Origin of the sequence: Tumebacillus sp. BK434, from assembly GCF_004340785.1 — a bacterium.
Taxonomy (GTDB): domain Bacteria; phylum Bacillota; class Bacilli; order Tumebacillales; family Tumebacillaceae; genus Tumebacillus_A.
The window spans coordinates 377,032-391,762 of record NZ_SLXS01000004.1 but is presented as its reverse complement, the minus strand read 5'-3'; the positions used below and the strand labels follow the sequence as shown (position 1 = coordinate 391,762).

Below are 14,731 nucleotides of genomic sequence, written 5' to 3'. Positions count from 1 at the left end.
AACGCCTCTGCCTGCTGCAGAGGCGTTTTCTTTTTGATATGGAATCGGGCTTCAGCCCAAAACGAAAGACACTCCCTCACGGAGTGCCTCCACTATTCCCCTCGTTCTTCCCGCCGCGCCGCTTCCAACTGCATCCGGATGACCCGGCGCAGCGGGTCCTCGGGCAGGGTCACCACAGCGTCGCCTCTGACTTTGGCCTGGCAGCCAAGGCGGTATCCGTCCTGGATCTGCCGCGCGGACAGCATCCGCGACTCCGTCTTGGTCGGCGGGTCGAGCTGCTTGGTCGACTCCACCTGCAGCTTGCACGTCCCGCAGGCTCCGTTCCCGCCGCATTTGCTCGGCAGCACCGCTTTCGCCGCGCGGACGGCAGCCAGAAACAGCACGCCGTCGCGCACGTCCACCGTCTTGTCGTGCGGAAGCACCTTGACCTTACTCATCCGCTTCCTCACCATCCAGAAACTCCGGCGGCACGACTTCAGGAATCGGCGTCCCGTCCTCCAGCCACAACTGAATCGGCTCCACCCCCAACTGCTTCACGTCTTCCCGCTCCATCTCCACCACGTTCGGCACCCGTTCCAGACAGTCGTCCACATAGGCGAGCACCCGCTTCACATCCAGCGCCCGAAACTCCGGCGCATACGGCATCAACAGCTGCCGCGCGCGGGTGAGCAGCTGCCGAAATCCGGCCGTGTTGCCCGAATTGAGATGATACAGCCCGACGGCCAGTTGAATCAGCCCTTTATAAAAATCGATCCGGTCGCTGTGCCAATATCCTTCCAGCACCTCATGCGCTTCAAAATAATCCACTTCATTCACGTATTTCAAAAACAGCAAATACTCCATCGGATGTTCATGTGTCGCCATCAGCATTGCTCCTATCTCTTCCCCGCCGCAACTTCGGGCGTTTGACAGGGTTTCCGTCTGTCCCCGTGTCCACATATAGTATAACCAATTGACAAACCACAGGAGGTTCCCATGAGACGAAACCCTACTGCCGATCTTTCCACACTTCGCTTCAGGGCCAAAGATCTCCTGCCATCGACCTCCCTTTTGCTGTATGGACTCGACAACACCCTGTTCAAAAAATCACTCCAGAGCATCCAGCGCCAGCAAGGCGTCAGCATCGACTGCCTGCTGCTCGCCGATGATCCGTATTATGATCCGGGAGCACTTTCGCTCAAACACTGGCCCGACCGTTTCTCTCTGCGCGTGCTCACCCCCTCCATTCCCTGCGGCAAATCCCGCCTCGTCAACCTCGCCCTGCCGCACATCAACGGGCGCAATGCGCTGGTCCTGCAGGCGGGTGACCGCTTCGAGCGCGGCGAGATCGCCCTGATGGAGAAAAAACTAGCCAAAGCCCCTTCCCGCACCGTCGGCGTCTACGGCGACCTTGAACTGTGGGAAAACACCCCGCAAGGCGACCGCGTGATCCGCACGGTGGCCGGTGCCAACACCCGCTCCAAAACGCGCTTTCTCAGCCGCTTCAAAAAAGAACACCGCACAGCCCCGCCGCTGCTCCCGGCGAAACTTTTAAAATCGATCGGCTATCCGACTTCCTATCCCGGCGAAGGCTTCCTGCTCGCCGACGCCGCGTTTACCTTGTCCCTGTTGCGCAGCGGCACCCTCGACCATCACCCTGAGCTTTGCATCCGCCGCTATGCAGCCAGCGAGCCGGCCCTGTTTCAAAAAGAGGACGAACGGCGCATCTTGAATGTGCTGCTCCGTCAAACGGCGAAAGACCTCTCGCAGCCCCCGCACTGAGCTTTGAAAAACCGCCTGGCCCTCGCCAAGCGGTTTTCTGCTGTTACAAGCGTTTTCCAAACACATAAAACTCGTGCTTTTTCAGATGCGGCCCGGCAAACGAGCGCTGAATCGCCCGCATCAGCTCAGTCGAGGCCCCGGCCAGTTGGATCGATACCCGCTCGACCGGCTTCGCTTCCCGAATCGCACCGGCTGCTGCTGCCAATCCGCCTGCCGTCGTCGCCGCGACCAGCTGCAGGATGCGCAGCTCCTGCCCCTGCACCGCGTACAGAGCGGCCGCTTCCATGTCCCCGTCCGCACCTGCCAGCACGCAACCGCCGCGCTTTTTGCCGCGGATCAGCTCCTGCAGCAGGCTGCGGTCGAGCGACACCGTCTTGCGAAAATCATCCGGGCAGGTCACCGCCGCAAAAGACGCCTGATAGCCGACCTGCCCTTCCAGCCAGGCCAACACATCCTCCGCATCGTCTGCGTGCGCTACCTGGCGCAGCCGGGCCAGCCCGAGCGCCGGCTTTTGCGCGAGCCGGTTCCATCTCGTCCACCGCGCCCACTCCGTATAGCCGCGCACTCCGCCCATCATCGCGTGCACGCGCACATTGCCGGGCAGCGTGTTCAGCCGCACCACCTCTGCGCCTTTGGCCAGCACCTGACGATCCAAATAGTCGGCAAACGCGCCGCCGACGCCGCTCCCTTGGGTGTTCGGACCGATGCGCATCCATTGCAGCCAGCAGTCCTTCGGACGCGGGAAGACCGCCTGGCAACAGCCGACGATCTCGCCTTTGAGCTCCGCGACATACCAGCCGTCCGGTTCCCGTCCGAAGCGCCGAGTCATCCGTGCGACGCGCTCTTTGGGCGGGCGTTTCGTAAACAGGCCCGCCATCTTCGGCACATCGGCACGGTCCGCTTGGCGAAACGTCAACTCGTCCACAGACTCCCCTCCTTTGCCGCTCACCCTATCAAGCTATGGCAGAGCAGAATCCTTCGTTCCTTATAAAAACTCAACACGGCAACATCAGTCATTCTTACCCCGATTAAAAAATCTAGTTCAAAACTCCTAGGAAGTATAGTAAAATAGTAGTACCTTACGATTCCTTGTTCTACCGTCAGGAGGATTTATATTGTGAAAATGCTCTCGTTACATGAACTGTCCGAAGCTCATAAAATCGCCCGTCCGATCTATGCGCCCGACCAGTCGATACTGCTGAACCGAGGTGCATCGGTCAAGCTGGCATACAAACAACGTTTAGAAGCGTACGGCATCCTGTCCGTCTATGTCGAAGATGAATTCTTGGGCACGATCGAAGACATCGATCCGGTCTCCGATGTAGTCCGCCAAGGAGCGACGCGCATCGTGCAGCTGGCATTCGATCTGGCAGCCGCGAAGAAACCGCTGAACATCGACGAGCTGATCCGCGTCGCCAACCAGATCACCGACGATCTGCTCGCCAACCGCGGCTGCATGGTACAGTTCACCGACATCCGCTCCAGCGCCGCTTACCGCTATGCGCATTCGGTCAACGTCTGCATCCTCGCGACGCTGACTGCGATCGGTCTTGGCTATGATATGCTGCGCGTGAAGCAGGTGGCGATCGGGTCGCTGTTGCACGACATCGGCTATGCGCTGACCGATAACCCGCTCGACCATCCGATGGAAGGCTTCAACCTCCTGCGCCGCTACCCGATGCTCCACACCCTGTCGGCTGCCGTCGCCGTCCAGCACCACGAGCGCATCGACGGATCGGGCTTCCCGCGCAGCTTAAAAGGAGACGCGGTGCACGAGTATGCGCAGATCTGTGCCCTCGCAGACATGTACGATCACCTGACCAACGCCGAAGACGGGACGCACGTCCTGCCGCATTATGCGCTGGAGAAGATCATGTCGGAGTACACCGGCTATGACCAGAAGATCATCACCGCGTTTGTCCGCAACATTGCACCGTACCCGGTCGGCACGTCGGTGCGCCTGAACGACGGCCAGGAAGGCAAAGTCATCGCCGTCCCCAAAGGGCTGCCCTTGCGCCCGGTCGTCAAGCTGTTCGCAACATCCGAACTGATTCATCTGCTCGATCATTCTACCTTATTCGTTACGGAAGTCATTGAAAAAGTACCGGTTGCCAAATAAAAAAGGGGCGTGCCTAGACGGCACGCCCTTTGTAGTATGCGATGGAGTGTGTAAACGTTTTCATCTTGCGCAGACAATTACGCGCTCAAAAAGTTCAGGCACACATACCAGTCATATTCTTCTTCGGTCCCGTGGGACTCAAGTTCGCGATAGTACGAAACAAATTCGGAACTGGACATGCCAAAGCGCTGTTCGCATTCTTGCACATACGACATCATTTCTTCACGCTTGCGAGCCAAATATTCCTGCATTCCGGAAATCCCCTCCACTAATTCGTTCAATCCCTGAGATAAGTATATCACATTCTATGCAGACCAGTCGATATATGACATACTAAATATTTTTCCAGTCACACTGTGCCCAACCAACCCATACAATGCACCAAAAGGAGGTCTTGGCGATGCATCATCTCCTCCAGGAGAATTATTACCTGCGGCGGCGCGTGGAGGAATTGGAGCGCGAGAATCAGCACATCCGGCTGATGCTGGCGGCGAAGACGCTGGTGATCGACAAGATCGAGTTCAATTTCGACAAGATCAGGATCGACAATCTCAGCGGAGCCTTGCAGATCGGCATGACGCATTCGGCAGAAGTCAACTCCAACACCACCCACCTGCCCAGCCTGTCCAAAGGCCCGGTCTTTCGCGTCTAGTCACCGGTCAGCAAAAGCGGCGGCCCATTCTGGACCGCCGCTTTCCCGTTCTATTTCTTCAAAAACTGCCCGACCATCCGTGCGATCGAGTCCATATCCAGCCCCATCCCGTCCTCTGCGCTTCCGTCTGCACCGTTCGACTGCGATTCAGCTGCTCCGCCTGGAGCTCCGTGTGCCTGCTGCTGTCCCGAAGGCATCCCCAGCATCCCAGGTCCGCCCTGGCCTCCAAAGCTCTGCGGGCCACCCATGCCTTGCAGACCACCCATTCCTGGCAGGCCTCCCATACCTTGCGGGCCTCCCATGCCTCGCAGACCACCCATGCCTGGCAGGCCTCCCATACCTTGTGGGCCTCCCATACCTTGCGGGCCTCCCATACCTTGCGGGCCTCCCATGCCTTGCGGGCCTCCCATGCCTTGCGGGCCTCTAAAGCCCTGGGGACCTCCAAATCCTTGCGGCGCGCGCATCGCAGGCGGCTGCATCCCTTGGCGTTGCCCGTAGGGCATCTGCGGAGCTGGCAGCCCGCCGCTCGAATCGGAACTTACCGACTTGCTCTTGTTCATCGCCCCCGACAGCATTTTCTGAATCATGCCCTTCAGCATATCCATCACCATCGGGTTCTGCAGGATCATCGTCAAAAACCCGCCGTCCAGCACTCCGGCCGGCAAGATCGACGTGCGCACCACTTCTGAAAAGTGGGTCATCAGCCGCAGATACTCCTCTTCTGACAGCTTCAACTTCGCCGCTTCTCCGCGGATCAGCTGCCGCAGTCCTTCATCGAGCACCCACGGCTTCCGCAATGCAGACCGGGCCGGCTTTTTCCTGCCTTTGCTCGTTCCTGTCCGCTTTGGCACCTCTCCCCCTCCCCTCTAACAAAAGAACCGAGAGGCACACCCCTCGGCTCTTACGTTTCCTTTCCAAAGCTTAATACGCTTCCGGCATAAGCAGAATGAACAGCACGAAAATGATCAGGAATACGATCGCCCAGCGAGTAAAGCCCCCAAACATCCCGTATCCACCGTAAGTTACACCTTTTCCAGACATCGAAATTCCTCCTTTTCAGTTGATACTCCATCCTACTCACCTACTCCGCTTTTTGCAGGGGACAATCACCCATGCCCGTCTAAATTGGGTGCATGCCCTCCCCGGCAGGTGTATAATGAACAGGAACACTCGACCACCAAAAAGGAGGCGCACAACATGCCGTTTGTACATATCGAATGGATGGAAGGCCGCTCGCTCGAGCAAAAGCGCGAACTCACCAAACGCATCACCGATGCGGTCGCCGAGATCGCCGGCATCCCGCAAGACCGCGTCCACGTCTTCATCAAAGACATGAAAGCGGACGAATACGCCGTCGGCGGCGAACTGATCATCGACAAAAACAAATAGCTGCCCGCAGCAAAAAGCCCCTGCAGATCTGCAGGGGCTTTTCCATAATGGTCAAATCGCCGATCAAATCCATCCGCGCTTGCGAAACAGCTTCAACATCCAGTATGTCATCCCCATCAAACAGCCGAAGATGATCACCGTCGAGAAGTACGAATCGCCAAACGGGATCGGCACGTTCATCCCGAAGAAGCCGGTGATAAACGTCAGCGGCAGCATGACCGTCGAGATGACCGTCAGCATGCGGATCGTGTCGTTCGTACGGGAAGTGACAAGCGAATAGTAGGTTTCCAGCGCCCCGGAGATCAAGTCGCGATACGACTCCACCCCGTCGGAGATGCGCTCCAGATGGTCCACCAAGTCGATGTAATACGGAATGTTCTCTTCATCGATCTCAAACGAATAACGCCCGTTCACATTCGCAAAGATCCGCTTCTGCGGCTGTATCACCCGCCGGATCAAGACGATGTTACGTTTCAGGGCCAGGAACTCCTCGGTGATCTCATGCACCGGTTCCACGTAAATTTCATCTTCCAACTCATCAATCCGTGCCGAAATGCGCTCCAAGATTGGGAAATACTCGTCGGTGATGCCGTCGACCATCGAATACAGCAAAAAGTCGGGACCGCGGTTCATATAATGATGGCTGCGCAGCGAAGCGGCGGCGATGCGCCCGATCGTTTGCAGCGGTTTCTTGTGAATCGTGACCAGATAGTTTTTGCCGAGGAAGATGTTCAGCTCTTCCGTCGAAATCTCAATCTCTTTCTCCTCATCGTAACGCAGCGCATGAAAGACGAAGAAATAATATTGATCGTCATCATCTTCATAACGGTCAACTTTCGAGCGCGGGCTGTCGTGCAGGCAGTCCTCGATCGCCAGCGGGTGAAAGTCAAAAATGTTGCCGACATGCTTGAGCTCTTCCGCCGTGCAGTTGTAGAGGTCAATCCACAGCAGATTTCGCGTATCCTGCAACAGTTCGGCTCTGCGCGTCAAGTCGACATCGTGGTACATCTTGCCCTCTGCATGGTTGTAAAAATAAGTCTTGATCATAGCGCAGCCCTCCCCACACTTCCGAATCTGAGACAGGAACCGTCTGGATTCTACTACTTTGGATTATAGGTTTCCTGCTACGGCACGTCAATCTTCCCGTCTCTACAATATGTCCGGGCGCCTGCGGAGGTGCCTCCCTTTTCCGCTAGTGAATCATCCCCGTCTGCAGAATCGTCACGTTCACTTTCACGTCGATCTTCGCCTCGGCATACTGTTTGTACCACGTCTCCTGCTCCAACACCGGCACAAACCCTTTCGACCGGTACAGCTCCCCGAGTCCGAGCGGGTCGGACTGAAAGTCTTTTTGCAGTTTATCCATGACATGCTGAATCCGCTCCTGCAGATTTTGCTGAAAGGTCTGTTCCAGCTTTTTCACCACCGGCATCTGCTCCAAGTCCTGGAAACCGGTGTATTCGGTGATCGCACCGCGAATCGTCACGTCAAAATGAAACGACGGCTTCCCGTTCGCTTTGGCGACTGTCAATTTGCGGCCGATGTCCATATACATCATCACCGCATGCGCCTTCTCGCCGTTGCTCGTCTTCTCCTGCACCTCCACATCGAGTTCGCCGATCGACTTGCGCCCTTCCATATAGGCCAACAGCCGGGCCTCTTCCGCTTTGATCCTTCCGACCATCTTGTCGTTGTGAAATACCGCCACACCGTCGACGATCACATCTTCTTTGCCCAGCCGCAGATAGGGCAGGACCGGGTCTTTCCCAACCCCGTAGGCGTCGTGGATAAACAGGTGCAAGTTGGATTTCGGGATCGTATTCTCTTCCATCTCCTTGCGCATCATCCGGTAGAGATACAAGTCGATGCTCGGCTTGTCCGGGTAGCGCTTTTGAAAAAAATCCCGCGCCTCGCCCTGCACCACCGCCAGATGAATCTGCGATCCGATCTCCGCGTCTCGAAACAGGGTGTCCGATATCGGCAAGAGCCCCTTTCTCGCCAAGTCCTCCCCGTACAGCACAGCGCGGATCTGTCCCGAGACCAGTTTCCGCTCCGACTGGCGGGACATGTTGAAACGCAGCTCTTTCGAAGTATGTCCGGTCGCGGTCAGCACGTCGATCTTCTCCCCGCCGGTCTCCGTAAAGTTCGGAATCACATAGGTGCCAAACAAAATGTCGCCATCCTGCAGATCAAAGCCGACGGCCGAGATGACGCCAAGCTTCTCTAGAATCCGCTGCGACGTCTGCGACTGACAACCGGTCAAAAACAGCGACAGGGCGAGCAGGGCGGCCCGTTTTCCCTTCATGGTGCGGTTCCCCCTTTTTTGCGGAACAGGACGGCGAACAGCCAGAGCAGGGCCGGCAGCACGACCATCACCGCCATGCCCGTCTTGGACAGAATGTTGAGGTAGAAATTGATCTCGATCCGCCCCGCGATCCGACTTGAGAGAATCAGCGCGCCCAAAAAGAAAGCAGCGTATAAATAGATTGCTTGGAAGCGAAACACCTTTTGCACCCCTTCCATCCCGGCCCAGAGATAGGTGCTGCACGTATTGACGATCTGCACAAGCCAGATGGCGATGATGATCGTTTCAAAGCGTTCAATAAACGGGATCTGCACGTGTTTGAACATCGTAAGCAGCGGCCAGATCGTCTTTTTCAACTGATCATGCGAGAAAAACATCAGCGTGGTGACCGCCGTTCCCGTGTACATGAGCGTTACACCCCACGAAGCGATCGAAGCGGCCGGCAGCACATCCTTTTTGTACGTGATGTACGGATAATAGACCAGCAACAGCTCTGTGCCGAGCAGGGACAGGGCGGACAACATGCTGCCTTGCACGATGCTGGTAAGCCCGGTGCTGCCGATCGGCAACAAGTGCGACACCGTGCCCTCCGCAATCGGAAAATAGTTCATGAAAAAAATCCAGACGGTGAGAAAAAACGTGGCGATCGCGTACCGCCCCAGCAGTTGCAGACCCGCATAGCTCGCATAGATGATCGGCAGGAGGAACAGCACGGTCAACACCCACACCGGCATCATTGGAAACAGCCAGGCGTTGACCAGTTCAACAAACGTGCGCAGCGTCATCACCGTGGCGAACAGGCAATACGCCGCAAACAACAGCGACAGCAAACCGCCCAGCCACCGCCCGAACAACCGCCGAAACACATCATATAGCCCGTAGGAACCGAATCGCTTCAAGAGCAGCCAGATAAACAGGATCCCGATCTGCGGATAGAGACCGGAGAGCAGAATAGCAAGCGCCGCGTCATGGTTGCTGCGGTCGGCGACAAAACGTACCAATCCCAATACCCCGACCCCGATCGGAACGGTGTGCAGCAAAAACAACAACTGGATGGAATTGATCCGCTTATGCGGTTCTGCCGAGCCGCCTGCCGCCATCTTCTACCCCTCACTTTCGCTTCATCGATCCTTGCTCTTTCTTCAATCCCCGCCGCGCTCGTGTCAACGCCGGACGGCTGGACAGCATCTGCGTGGGCAGCCGGATCAGCGTGTCCTTCAGATCGGCCAGCCGCAGCGGCGCAAACGGCGTCATATACGGCGCTCCGAGCGACGACAGGTTGAGCAGATGGATCAGCAGCAGGTTCAGGCAGACCATCATCCCGACGAAGCCCCACCAGCCGGCAAAGAGGATCACCGGGAAGCGGATCACCCGCACCGCGTTGCTCATCATGTAGGACGGCGTCACAAACGACGCCAGGGCCGACAAGGAGACGATGATGATCATCACGTTCGAGGTCAGCCCCGCCGTCACCGCCGCCTGCCCGATGACGATACCGCCGACGATGCCCATCGTCTGGCCGACTTTGGTCGGCAGCCGCGCGCCCGCCTCGCGCAGAACCTCCAGGGTCAGTTCCAGAAACATCGCTTCATACAGCGGCGGAAACGGCACCCGGGCCCGCGACATCGCGATTGTCTTCAGCATGTTCGCCGGAATGACCTCATAGTGAAACGTCAAGACCGCCACATAGATCGCCGAAAAGGTGATCGAGACGAACACGCCAAAAATGCGGAGCAGCCGGACCAGACTGGACGAAGCCCAACGGTTGAAATAGTCCTCCGGGGAATGAAAGAATTCAATAAAGGCGCTCGGCCCCATCAACACATACGGCGTGCCGTCGACCAGCACGATCACTTTGCCGTCGATCAGGGCCGACACCACGCTGTCAGGGCGCTCCACCATGTGGAACTGCGGAAACGGCGACAACGGCTGGTCGTTGATCAATTGCGCCAGCGTCCCCGAGTCGAGCAGCGCATCTGTGTCGACCAGTTTGATCCGCTCCCGCATCTCCTGCAAGTTCTTTTCGTTGACCACGCCATCCACCGACAGCAAGGCGACCGTCGTATGGGTCAGCGTACCGATTTTGTGCGTTTCGATGCGCAGCTGCTCGCTTCTCAGCCGCTTGCGAATCAAGGAGAGGTTTAACTCCAGCGACTCGTTAAACGCCTCTTGCGGCCCGATGACGATCGATTGGTTCTCCGCGTGCCCGACGTTTCTGCCGACCACATCTTGCGTCTTAAAGCAGACGAACCCGTCTTGGCCGGGCAAGGTGACCAGCGTCCAGCCTTCGAGCAGTAAGGCCAAGGCTTCCTGCAGATGTGCCGTGCTTTTTTTCTGGCCCATCGCAAACTGGCCGGTGTGAGAGAACTTTTGCAGTTGTCCGAGCAGGTCGCGCTGCAAGAAGTCGAAGTTGATCATCGTTTTGACATAGAGGATCCGAAAGGTCAGATTCTGAAAACGGAAAGACTCGCTGATCAGATCGGGCGGATTCCCCAACGCCTGCATCACGCGGCGGATGTTCTCCTGACCGTCGCTGCCAAACGGAACGTCCGGCACATCCTGTTCGCCGCGCTGCGTGTTCATGCCTTGACCTTGGAGCCACTTGCCAAGCAGCGACGTCAGTACCTTTTTCATCCAGACCCTCCTTTTCTTTCCCTCTAGTGTTCAACAGAAAAAGCCTGAGCATACGCTCAGGCTTTCGTTCGATTCAGATGAAGGTTACGCAAGCTGCAGATCTTCTTCTTCCACCGCTTGTAAGCGGCGGACGGCCAGCCTCGTCACGCGCAGCGAATCCATCTCCGTGATCGTAAACTGATAGTTGTCGACCGCGACTTTCCCGCCGACAAACGGAGTCTGGAACTGCGCATAGATGAAGCCGCCGATCGTGTCCACCTCTTCCGATTCGATGTTGAGGTGGAAGTATTCGTTGACCTCGTCGATCAGCATGCGCGCATCGATCGACACGTGGTCGCTCTGCTCTTCGATGAACGGACGCTCTTCGTCAAATTCGTCCTGGATCTCGCCGACCAGCTCTTCGAGGATGTCCTCGGTGGTCACGATCCCCGCCGTGCCGCCGTATTCGTCGATGACGATCGCCAGCTCAGAGCGGTTCTTCTGCAAGATCTTCAGCACGTCTTTGATCGGCATCGACTCCGGCACGGTAAGCGGCTTGCGGGCGATCGTCTCCAGCGAGATGTCGTCGCGGCCGCTCAGCGCCACCGCATAGAGGTCCTTGATGTGGACGATGCCCACGATGTTGTCTTTATCTTCCAGGACGAGCGGGAAGCGGGTATGCTTCTCCGAGTCCGCTTTTGCCAAGTTGTCCTTGAACGGACGGTTGATATACAGACAGCTCATGTCTGTGCGCGGCACCATGATCTCGCGGGCGACGCGGTTGGAGAAATCAAATATATTGTCAAACAGAGTGCGTTCAGTTTCGTCGATCACACCGCTCTCGTGACTTTGCGTCACGATCATCCGCAATTCCTCTTCATTATGCGCCAGCTCCGCGTCAGACGCCGGACGGATGCCGATCAAGCGCAAAAACGCGTTGGCCGTCCCGTTGAGCATCCAGATGAACGGAAACATCAGCTTGTAGAAGAAGATCAAGGGGCCTGCCGTCCACAGCACCGTGCCTTCGGTGCGCTGGATCGCCAGCGACTTCGGCGCGAGTTCGCCGAGGACGATGTGCATGAAGGTGATGATCGAAAACGAGATGATGGCCGATACCGTATGCAGCATGGCATCACTGAGACCAAAGCCGTCAAACCAGAGGACGAACACTTTCGATAACGTTCGTTCCCCCACCCAGCCGAGGGCCAGCGACGAGATCGTGATCCCCAGTTGAGTTGCTGACAAGTACGCGTCCAGCTTGTCGGTGATGCGCTGGGCAAAACCCGCCCGTTTGTTGCCTTCCAAGACCAGCTGTTCAATCCGAGTTGAACGCACCTTGACCATCGCGAACTCCGCCGCGACGAAGAATCCGTTCAACAACACAAGAACGATGATCAACAGAAAGTCAAAAACTGAAGTACTGCCGCCAAAAGGGTCTTCCAAAGTTAGGCTCCTGACAATACGTACACGTACGTCAGGAATCCACCTCCCAGATTATAATTTGTCAAGCCTCAGTATAGCACAGACTACCCTTTTCTTCCACCTGCCATATTCCCACCATATGCGCCATCCTTCAGCAAAAATGCCGATAAAAGAAGAAGAGAGGCTTGTCACGTTGTCAGGTTCGTCCGCACTTGCTATAATTGGAATGGTTTCATGTCCAGAAACCAGAGAAGAGAAAAGCAGGAGGTAACAACCATGGCTATGATCGTTAACGCTTTCATCGAAATCCCGACCGGTTCCCAGAACAAGTACGAATACGACAAAGAAAACAACCGTTTCATGCTCGACCGCGTGCTGTTTTCCCCGATGCACTACCCGACCGAATACGGTTACATTGAAAACACGCTGGCTGAAGACGGCGACCCGCTGGACATCCTCGTGCTGACCACCTTCCCGACCTTCCCGGGCTGCGTGATCGAATCCCGCGTTCTCGGCGTGCTGATCATGACCGACGACAAAGGCAAAGACGAGAAGCTGCTGGCCGTTCCGACCCAAGACCCGCGCTTCGCGAACGTACATAGCCTCGACGATGTGGCGCCGCACGTGTTGAAAGAGATCTCCCACTTCTTCCAAGTGTACAAAGACCTCGAGAACAAGACTGTCCAAATCGACGGCTGGGAAGGCGTAGAGACCGCTCAGCGCCTGCTCGACGAAGCGACTGCCCGCAACAGCAAATAAGCTAAGCAAACAAAAATCCTGAGCGGATTCCGCTCAGGATTTTTCTGTACGGCTTAAGCGCCGAACATCTTGAAGCCGCGAGTGACGAGCGTGCGAATCGTCAGCGACGCAGCCAGCGCACCGCCGATCACGCCGACGCAGAGCAGGATCTCGCCGCCGCCAACATCAAAGCTGCGGGACACGAGGTAGTAGCCGACCAGTGCGACCGCCACCACAGTGGACGTCCACGGGAATTTTTTCGTAAACATATCCATGATAAACGAAATCCCAAACGACGCGATCAGGAACAAAAGCATCAATACGACGAACATCGCCATAAAATATACACCTCATCTACACAGATTGCATGTCTCATTGTATCATTTGGTCAAGAGAGGAGCAATAAGCCATGACCAAACAACGCATCGTCTCCATCTGCCCGAGCAACACCGAACTGCTCGACGCGCTGGGCCTGATGGACCTCGTGGTCGGCGTCGACGATTACTCCGACTGGCCGGCCGAAAAAGTGAAAGACCTGCCCAAGCTGGGACCCGACCTGAACATCAACATGGACCGTCTGCAGGAGCTGCAGCCAGACCTTGTGATCGCTTCGCTCTCCGTGCCGGGCATGGAGAAAAATGTGGAGCGCCTGCAGGAACTGAACATTCCGCACCTCGTGCTCAATCCGAAGTCGATCGAAGAGATCTATGCGGACATCGTGACGCTCGGCAACGTCTGCGGCGTGCCGGAGCGCGCCGGGCAAGTCGTGGCGGAGCTGCAGGCGAAAGTCGCACGCGTGCAGGAAAAAGCTGCCGCGCGCAAGCACGCGCCGAAGCTGTACTGGGAATGGTGGCCGCGCCCGATCTTTACGCCGGGTGCGCTGAACTGGCTGACCCCGATCTCCGAGCTCGCCGGCGGCAGCAACCTGTTTGCCGACAAGCCGGGCGATTCGTACACCGCCACACACGAAGAGGTGATCGAGCGGGCGCCGGACTTCATGTTTGCCGTCTGGTGCGGCGTGCACGCCGACAAGGTGAAGACGTCGATGATCACCGAGCGCGCAGGCTACGCTGCGATCCCGGCGGTGCAGAACGGGCGCGTGTACGTCTTGGAGGAAGGGCTGTACTGCCGACCGTCCCAGCGCCTGTTTCAAGGCCTGGAGGAGCTGGCAGAGCTGCTGGATACCGAACTTTCCTAGAGAAGGAGTGCAGGAGCGTGGAGGACAAACGCGGCAACATCTGGCTCGCCGTATCGGGCCTGGTGATCAATGAGGCCGGCAAGTGCCTCGTCGTCAAAAAATCATACAGCGCAACCAAAGGGCTCTGGACGTTGCCGAGCGGGTTCGTCCGTGCAGATGAGACGGTCGACGCGGCCGTAGTGCGGGAAGTCCGCGAAGAGACCGGGCTCATCGTCGAGCCGGAAGCGGTCGTCGCCGTGCGCACCGGCGTCCTGCGCAAAGGCAAGCACGACACCTTGCTCGTGTTTCGCGCCCGGCTGCTCGGCGGCACTGTGACGCGCTGCGAGCGCGAACTGCTCACCGTCGACTGGCTTACCCCCGAGGAGATCGCCTCCTCCCCCGACTCCACCGAGTTTCTCGCCACCCTCATCCGCGACGTGCATAACACCGCCGGCCTCCAGCCCCGCCCCATTTCGCACACTCGCGATTACGGGTATTCCGAATACAAGATCTTCTTTTAAATACAAGGGCCCTTGCCTCACCGCAAGGGCTCTC

At 57.2% G+C, this 14,731-nt stretch carries 18 protein-coding genes; 7 read left to right on the top strand and 11 right to left on the bottom strand.

What is annotated here, in order from left to right; genetic code table 11:
- Positions 1 to 92: 92 nt before the first annotated feature.
- Entirely contained in the window at positions 93 to 437 is a 345-nt protein-coding gene (locus EV586_RS13150; protein ID WP_165898591.1) for a 2Fe-2S iron-sulfur cluster-binding protein, read from the bottom strand.
- Entirely contained in the window at positions 430 to 864 is a 435-nt protein-coding gene (locus EV586_RS13145; RefSeq protein ID WP_165898590.1) for a DUF309 domain-containing protein, read from the bottom strand. The genes EV586_RS13150 and EV586_RS13145 overlap by 8 nt, the downstream gene beginning before the upstream one ends.
- 111 nt (positions 865 to 975) lie before the next feature.
- Here EV586_RS13145 and EV586_RS13140 point away from each other — a divergent pair, with 111 nt between their 5' ends.
- Positions 976 to 1,761, top strand: coding sequence for a hypothetical protein (locus EV586_RS13140; protein WP_132945571.1), 786 nt, complete (start codon positions 976 to 978; stop codon positions 1,759 to 1,761).
- A 43-nt stretch (positions 1,762 to 1,804) separates the two neighbouring features.
- On the opposite strand, the gene EV586_RS13135 is transcribed toward EV586_RS13140, so the two are convergent.
- Entirely contained in the window at positions 1,805 to 2,686 is an 882-nt protein-coding gene (locus EV586_RS13135) for a GNAT family N-acetyltransferase (RefSeq protein ID WP_132945570.1), read from the bottom strand.
- A gap of 198 nt (positions 2,687 to 2,884) precedes the next feature.
- Between EV586_RS13135 and EV586_RS13130 the strand changes: the two genes are divergently transcribed.
- A complete protein-coding gene (locus tag EV586_RS13130; RefSeq protein ID WP_243653043.1) occupies positions 2,885 to 3,880 on the top strand; it encodes an HD-GYP domain-containing protein in 996 nt (331 codons plus the stop codon).
- A gap of 77 nt (positions 3,881 to 3,957) precedes the next feature.
- On the opposite strand, the gene EV586_RS21175 is transcribed toward EV586_RS13130, so the two are convergent.
- Positions 3,958 to 4,131 carry a hypothetical protein gene (locus EV586_RS21175; RefSeq protein WP_165898589.1) on the bottom strand — a complete coding sequence of 58 codons (174 nt, stop codon included), beginning with the start codon at positions 4,129 to 4,131 and terminating at the stop codon, positions 3,958 to 3,960.
- A gap of 149 nt (positions 4,132 to 4,280) precedes the next feature.
- Here EV586_RS21175 and gerPC point away from each other — a divergent pair, with 149 nt between their 5' ends.
- Entirely contained in the window at positions 4,281 to 4,532 is a 252-nt protein-coding gene (gerPC, locus tag EV586_RS13125; RefSeq protein ID WP_165898588.1) for a spore germination protein GerPC, read from the top strand.
- A gap of 50 nt (positions 4,533 to 4,582) precedes the next feature.
- Here the strand turns inward: gerPC and EV586_RS21335 are convergent, their stop codons facing one another.
- Positions 4,583 to 5,383, bottom strand: coding sequence for a hypothetical protein (locus EV586_RS21335; RefSeq protein ID WP_207893903.1), 801 nt, complete (start codon positions 5,381 to 5,383; stop codon positions 4,583 to 4,585).
- 298 nt (positions 5,384 to 5,681) lie between these two features.
- Between EV586_RS21335 and EV586_RS13115 the strand changes: the two genes are divergently transcribed.
- On the top strand, positions 5,682 to 5,921 hold the full coding sequence (locus EV586_RS13115) for a 2-hydroxymuconate tautomerase (RefSeq protein ID WP_279388297.1): 240 nt from the start codon (positions 5,682 to 5,684) through the stop codon (positions 5,919 to 5,921).
- A 63-nt stretch (positions 5,922 to 5,984) separates the two neighbouring features.
- Here the strand turns inward: EV586_RS13115 and corA are convergent, their stop codons facing one another.
- From corA to EV586_RS13090, 5 genes are all read right to left on the bottom strand, one after another.
- Entirely contained in the window at positions 5,985 to 6,968 is a 984-nt protein-coding gene (gene corA / locus EV586_RS13110; RefSeq protein ID WP_132945566.1) for a magnesium/cobalt transporter CorA, read from the bottom strand.
- A gap of 145 nt (positions 6,969 to 7,113) precedes the next feature.
- Positions 7,114 to 8,226, bottom strand: coding sequence for a Ger(x)C family spore germination protein (locus EV586_RS13105; protein ID WP_132945565.1), 1,113 nt, complete (start codon positions 8,224 to 8,226; stop codon positions 7,114 to 7,116).
- Entirely contained in the window at positions 8,223 to 9,326 is a 1,104-nt protein-coding gene (locus EV586_RS13100; RefSeq protein ID WP_132945564.1) for a GerAB/ArcD/ProY family transporter, read from the bottom strand. The genes EV586_RS13105 and EV586_RS13100 overlap by 4 nt, the downstream gene beginning before the upstream one ends.
- A gap of 10 nt (positions 9,327 to 9,336) precedes the next feature.
- Positions 9,337 to 10,860 (bottom strand): spore germination protein, encoded by a 1,524-nt coding sequence (locus tag EV586_RS13095; RefSeq protein ID WP_132945563.1) that lies wholly within the window; start codon positions 10,858 to 10,860, stop codon positions 9,337 to 9,339.
- An 84-nt stretch (positions 10,861 to 10,944) separates the two neighbouring features.
- Positions 10,945 to 12,282 carry a hemolysin family protein gene (locus tag EV586_RS13090; protein ID WP_243653034.1) on the bottom strand — a complete coding sequence of 446 codons (1,338 nt, stop codon included), beginning with the start codon at positions 12,280 to 12,282 and terminating at the stop codon, positions 10,945 to 10,947.
- A gap of 255 nt (positions 12,283 to 12,537) precedes the next feature.
- Between EV586_RS13090 and EV586_RS13085 the strand changes: the two genes are divergently transcribed.
- Positions 12,538 to 13,020, top strand: coding sequence for an inorganic diphosphatase (locus EV586_RS13085; RefSeq protein WP_132945562.1), 483 nt, complete (start codon positions 12,538 to 12,540; stop codon positions 13,018 to 13,020).
- Positions 13,021 to 13,073: 53 nt separating this feature from the next.
- On the opposite strand, the gene EV586_RS13080 is transcribed toward EV586_RS13085, so the two are convergent.
- A complete protein-coding gene (locus EV586_RS13080; RefSeq protein WP_132945561.1) occupies positions 13,074 to 13,337 on the bottom strand; it encodes a hypothetical protein in 264 nt (87 codons plus the stop codon).
- Between the two features lie 71 nt (positions 13,338 to 13,408).
- Between EV586_RS13080 and EV586_RS13075 the strand changes: the two genes are divergently transcribed.
- Positions 13,409 to 14,197 (top strand): ABC transporter substrate-binding protein, encoded by a 789-nt coding sequence (locus EV586_RS13075; RefSeq protein ID WP_132945560.1) that lies wholly within the window; start codon positions 13,409 to 13,411, stop codon positions 14,195 to 14,197.
- Positions 14,198 to 14,214: 17 nt separating this feature from the next.
- Positions 14,215 to 14,697: an NUDIX domain-containing protein gene (locus tag EV586_RS13070; protein ID WP_165898587.1), complete on the top strand. Its 483-nt coding sequence runs from the start codon at positions 14,215 to 14,217 to the stop codon at positions 14,695 to 14,697.
- Positions 14,698 to 14,731 lie beyond the last annotated feature (34 nt).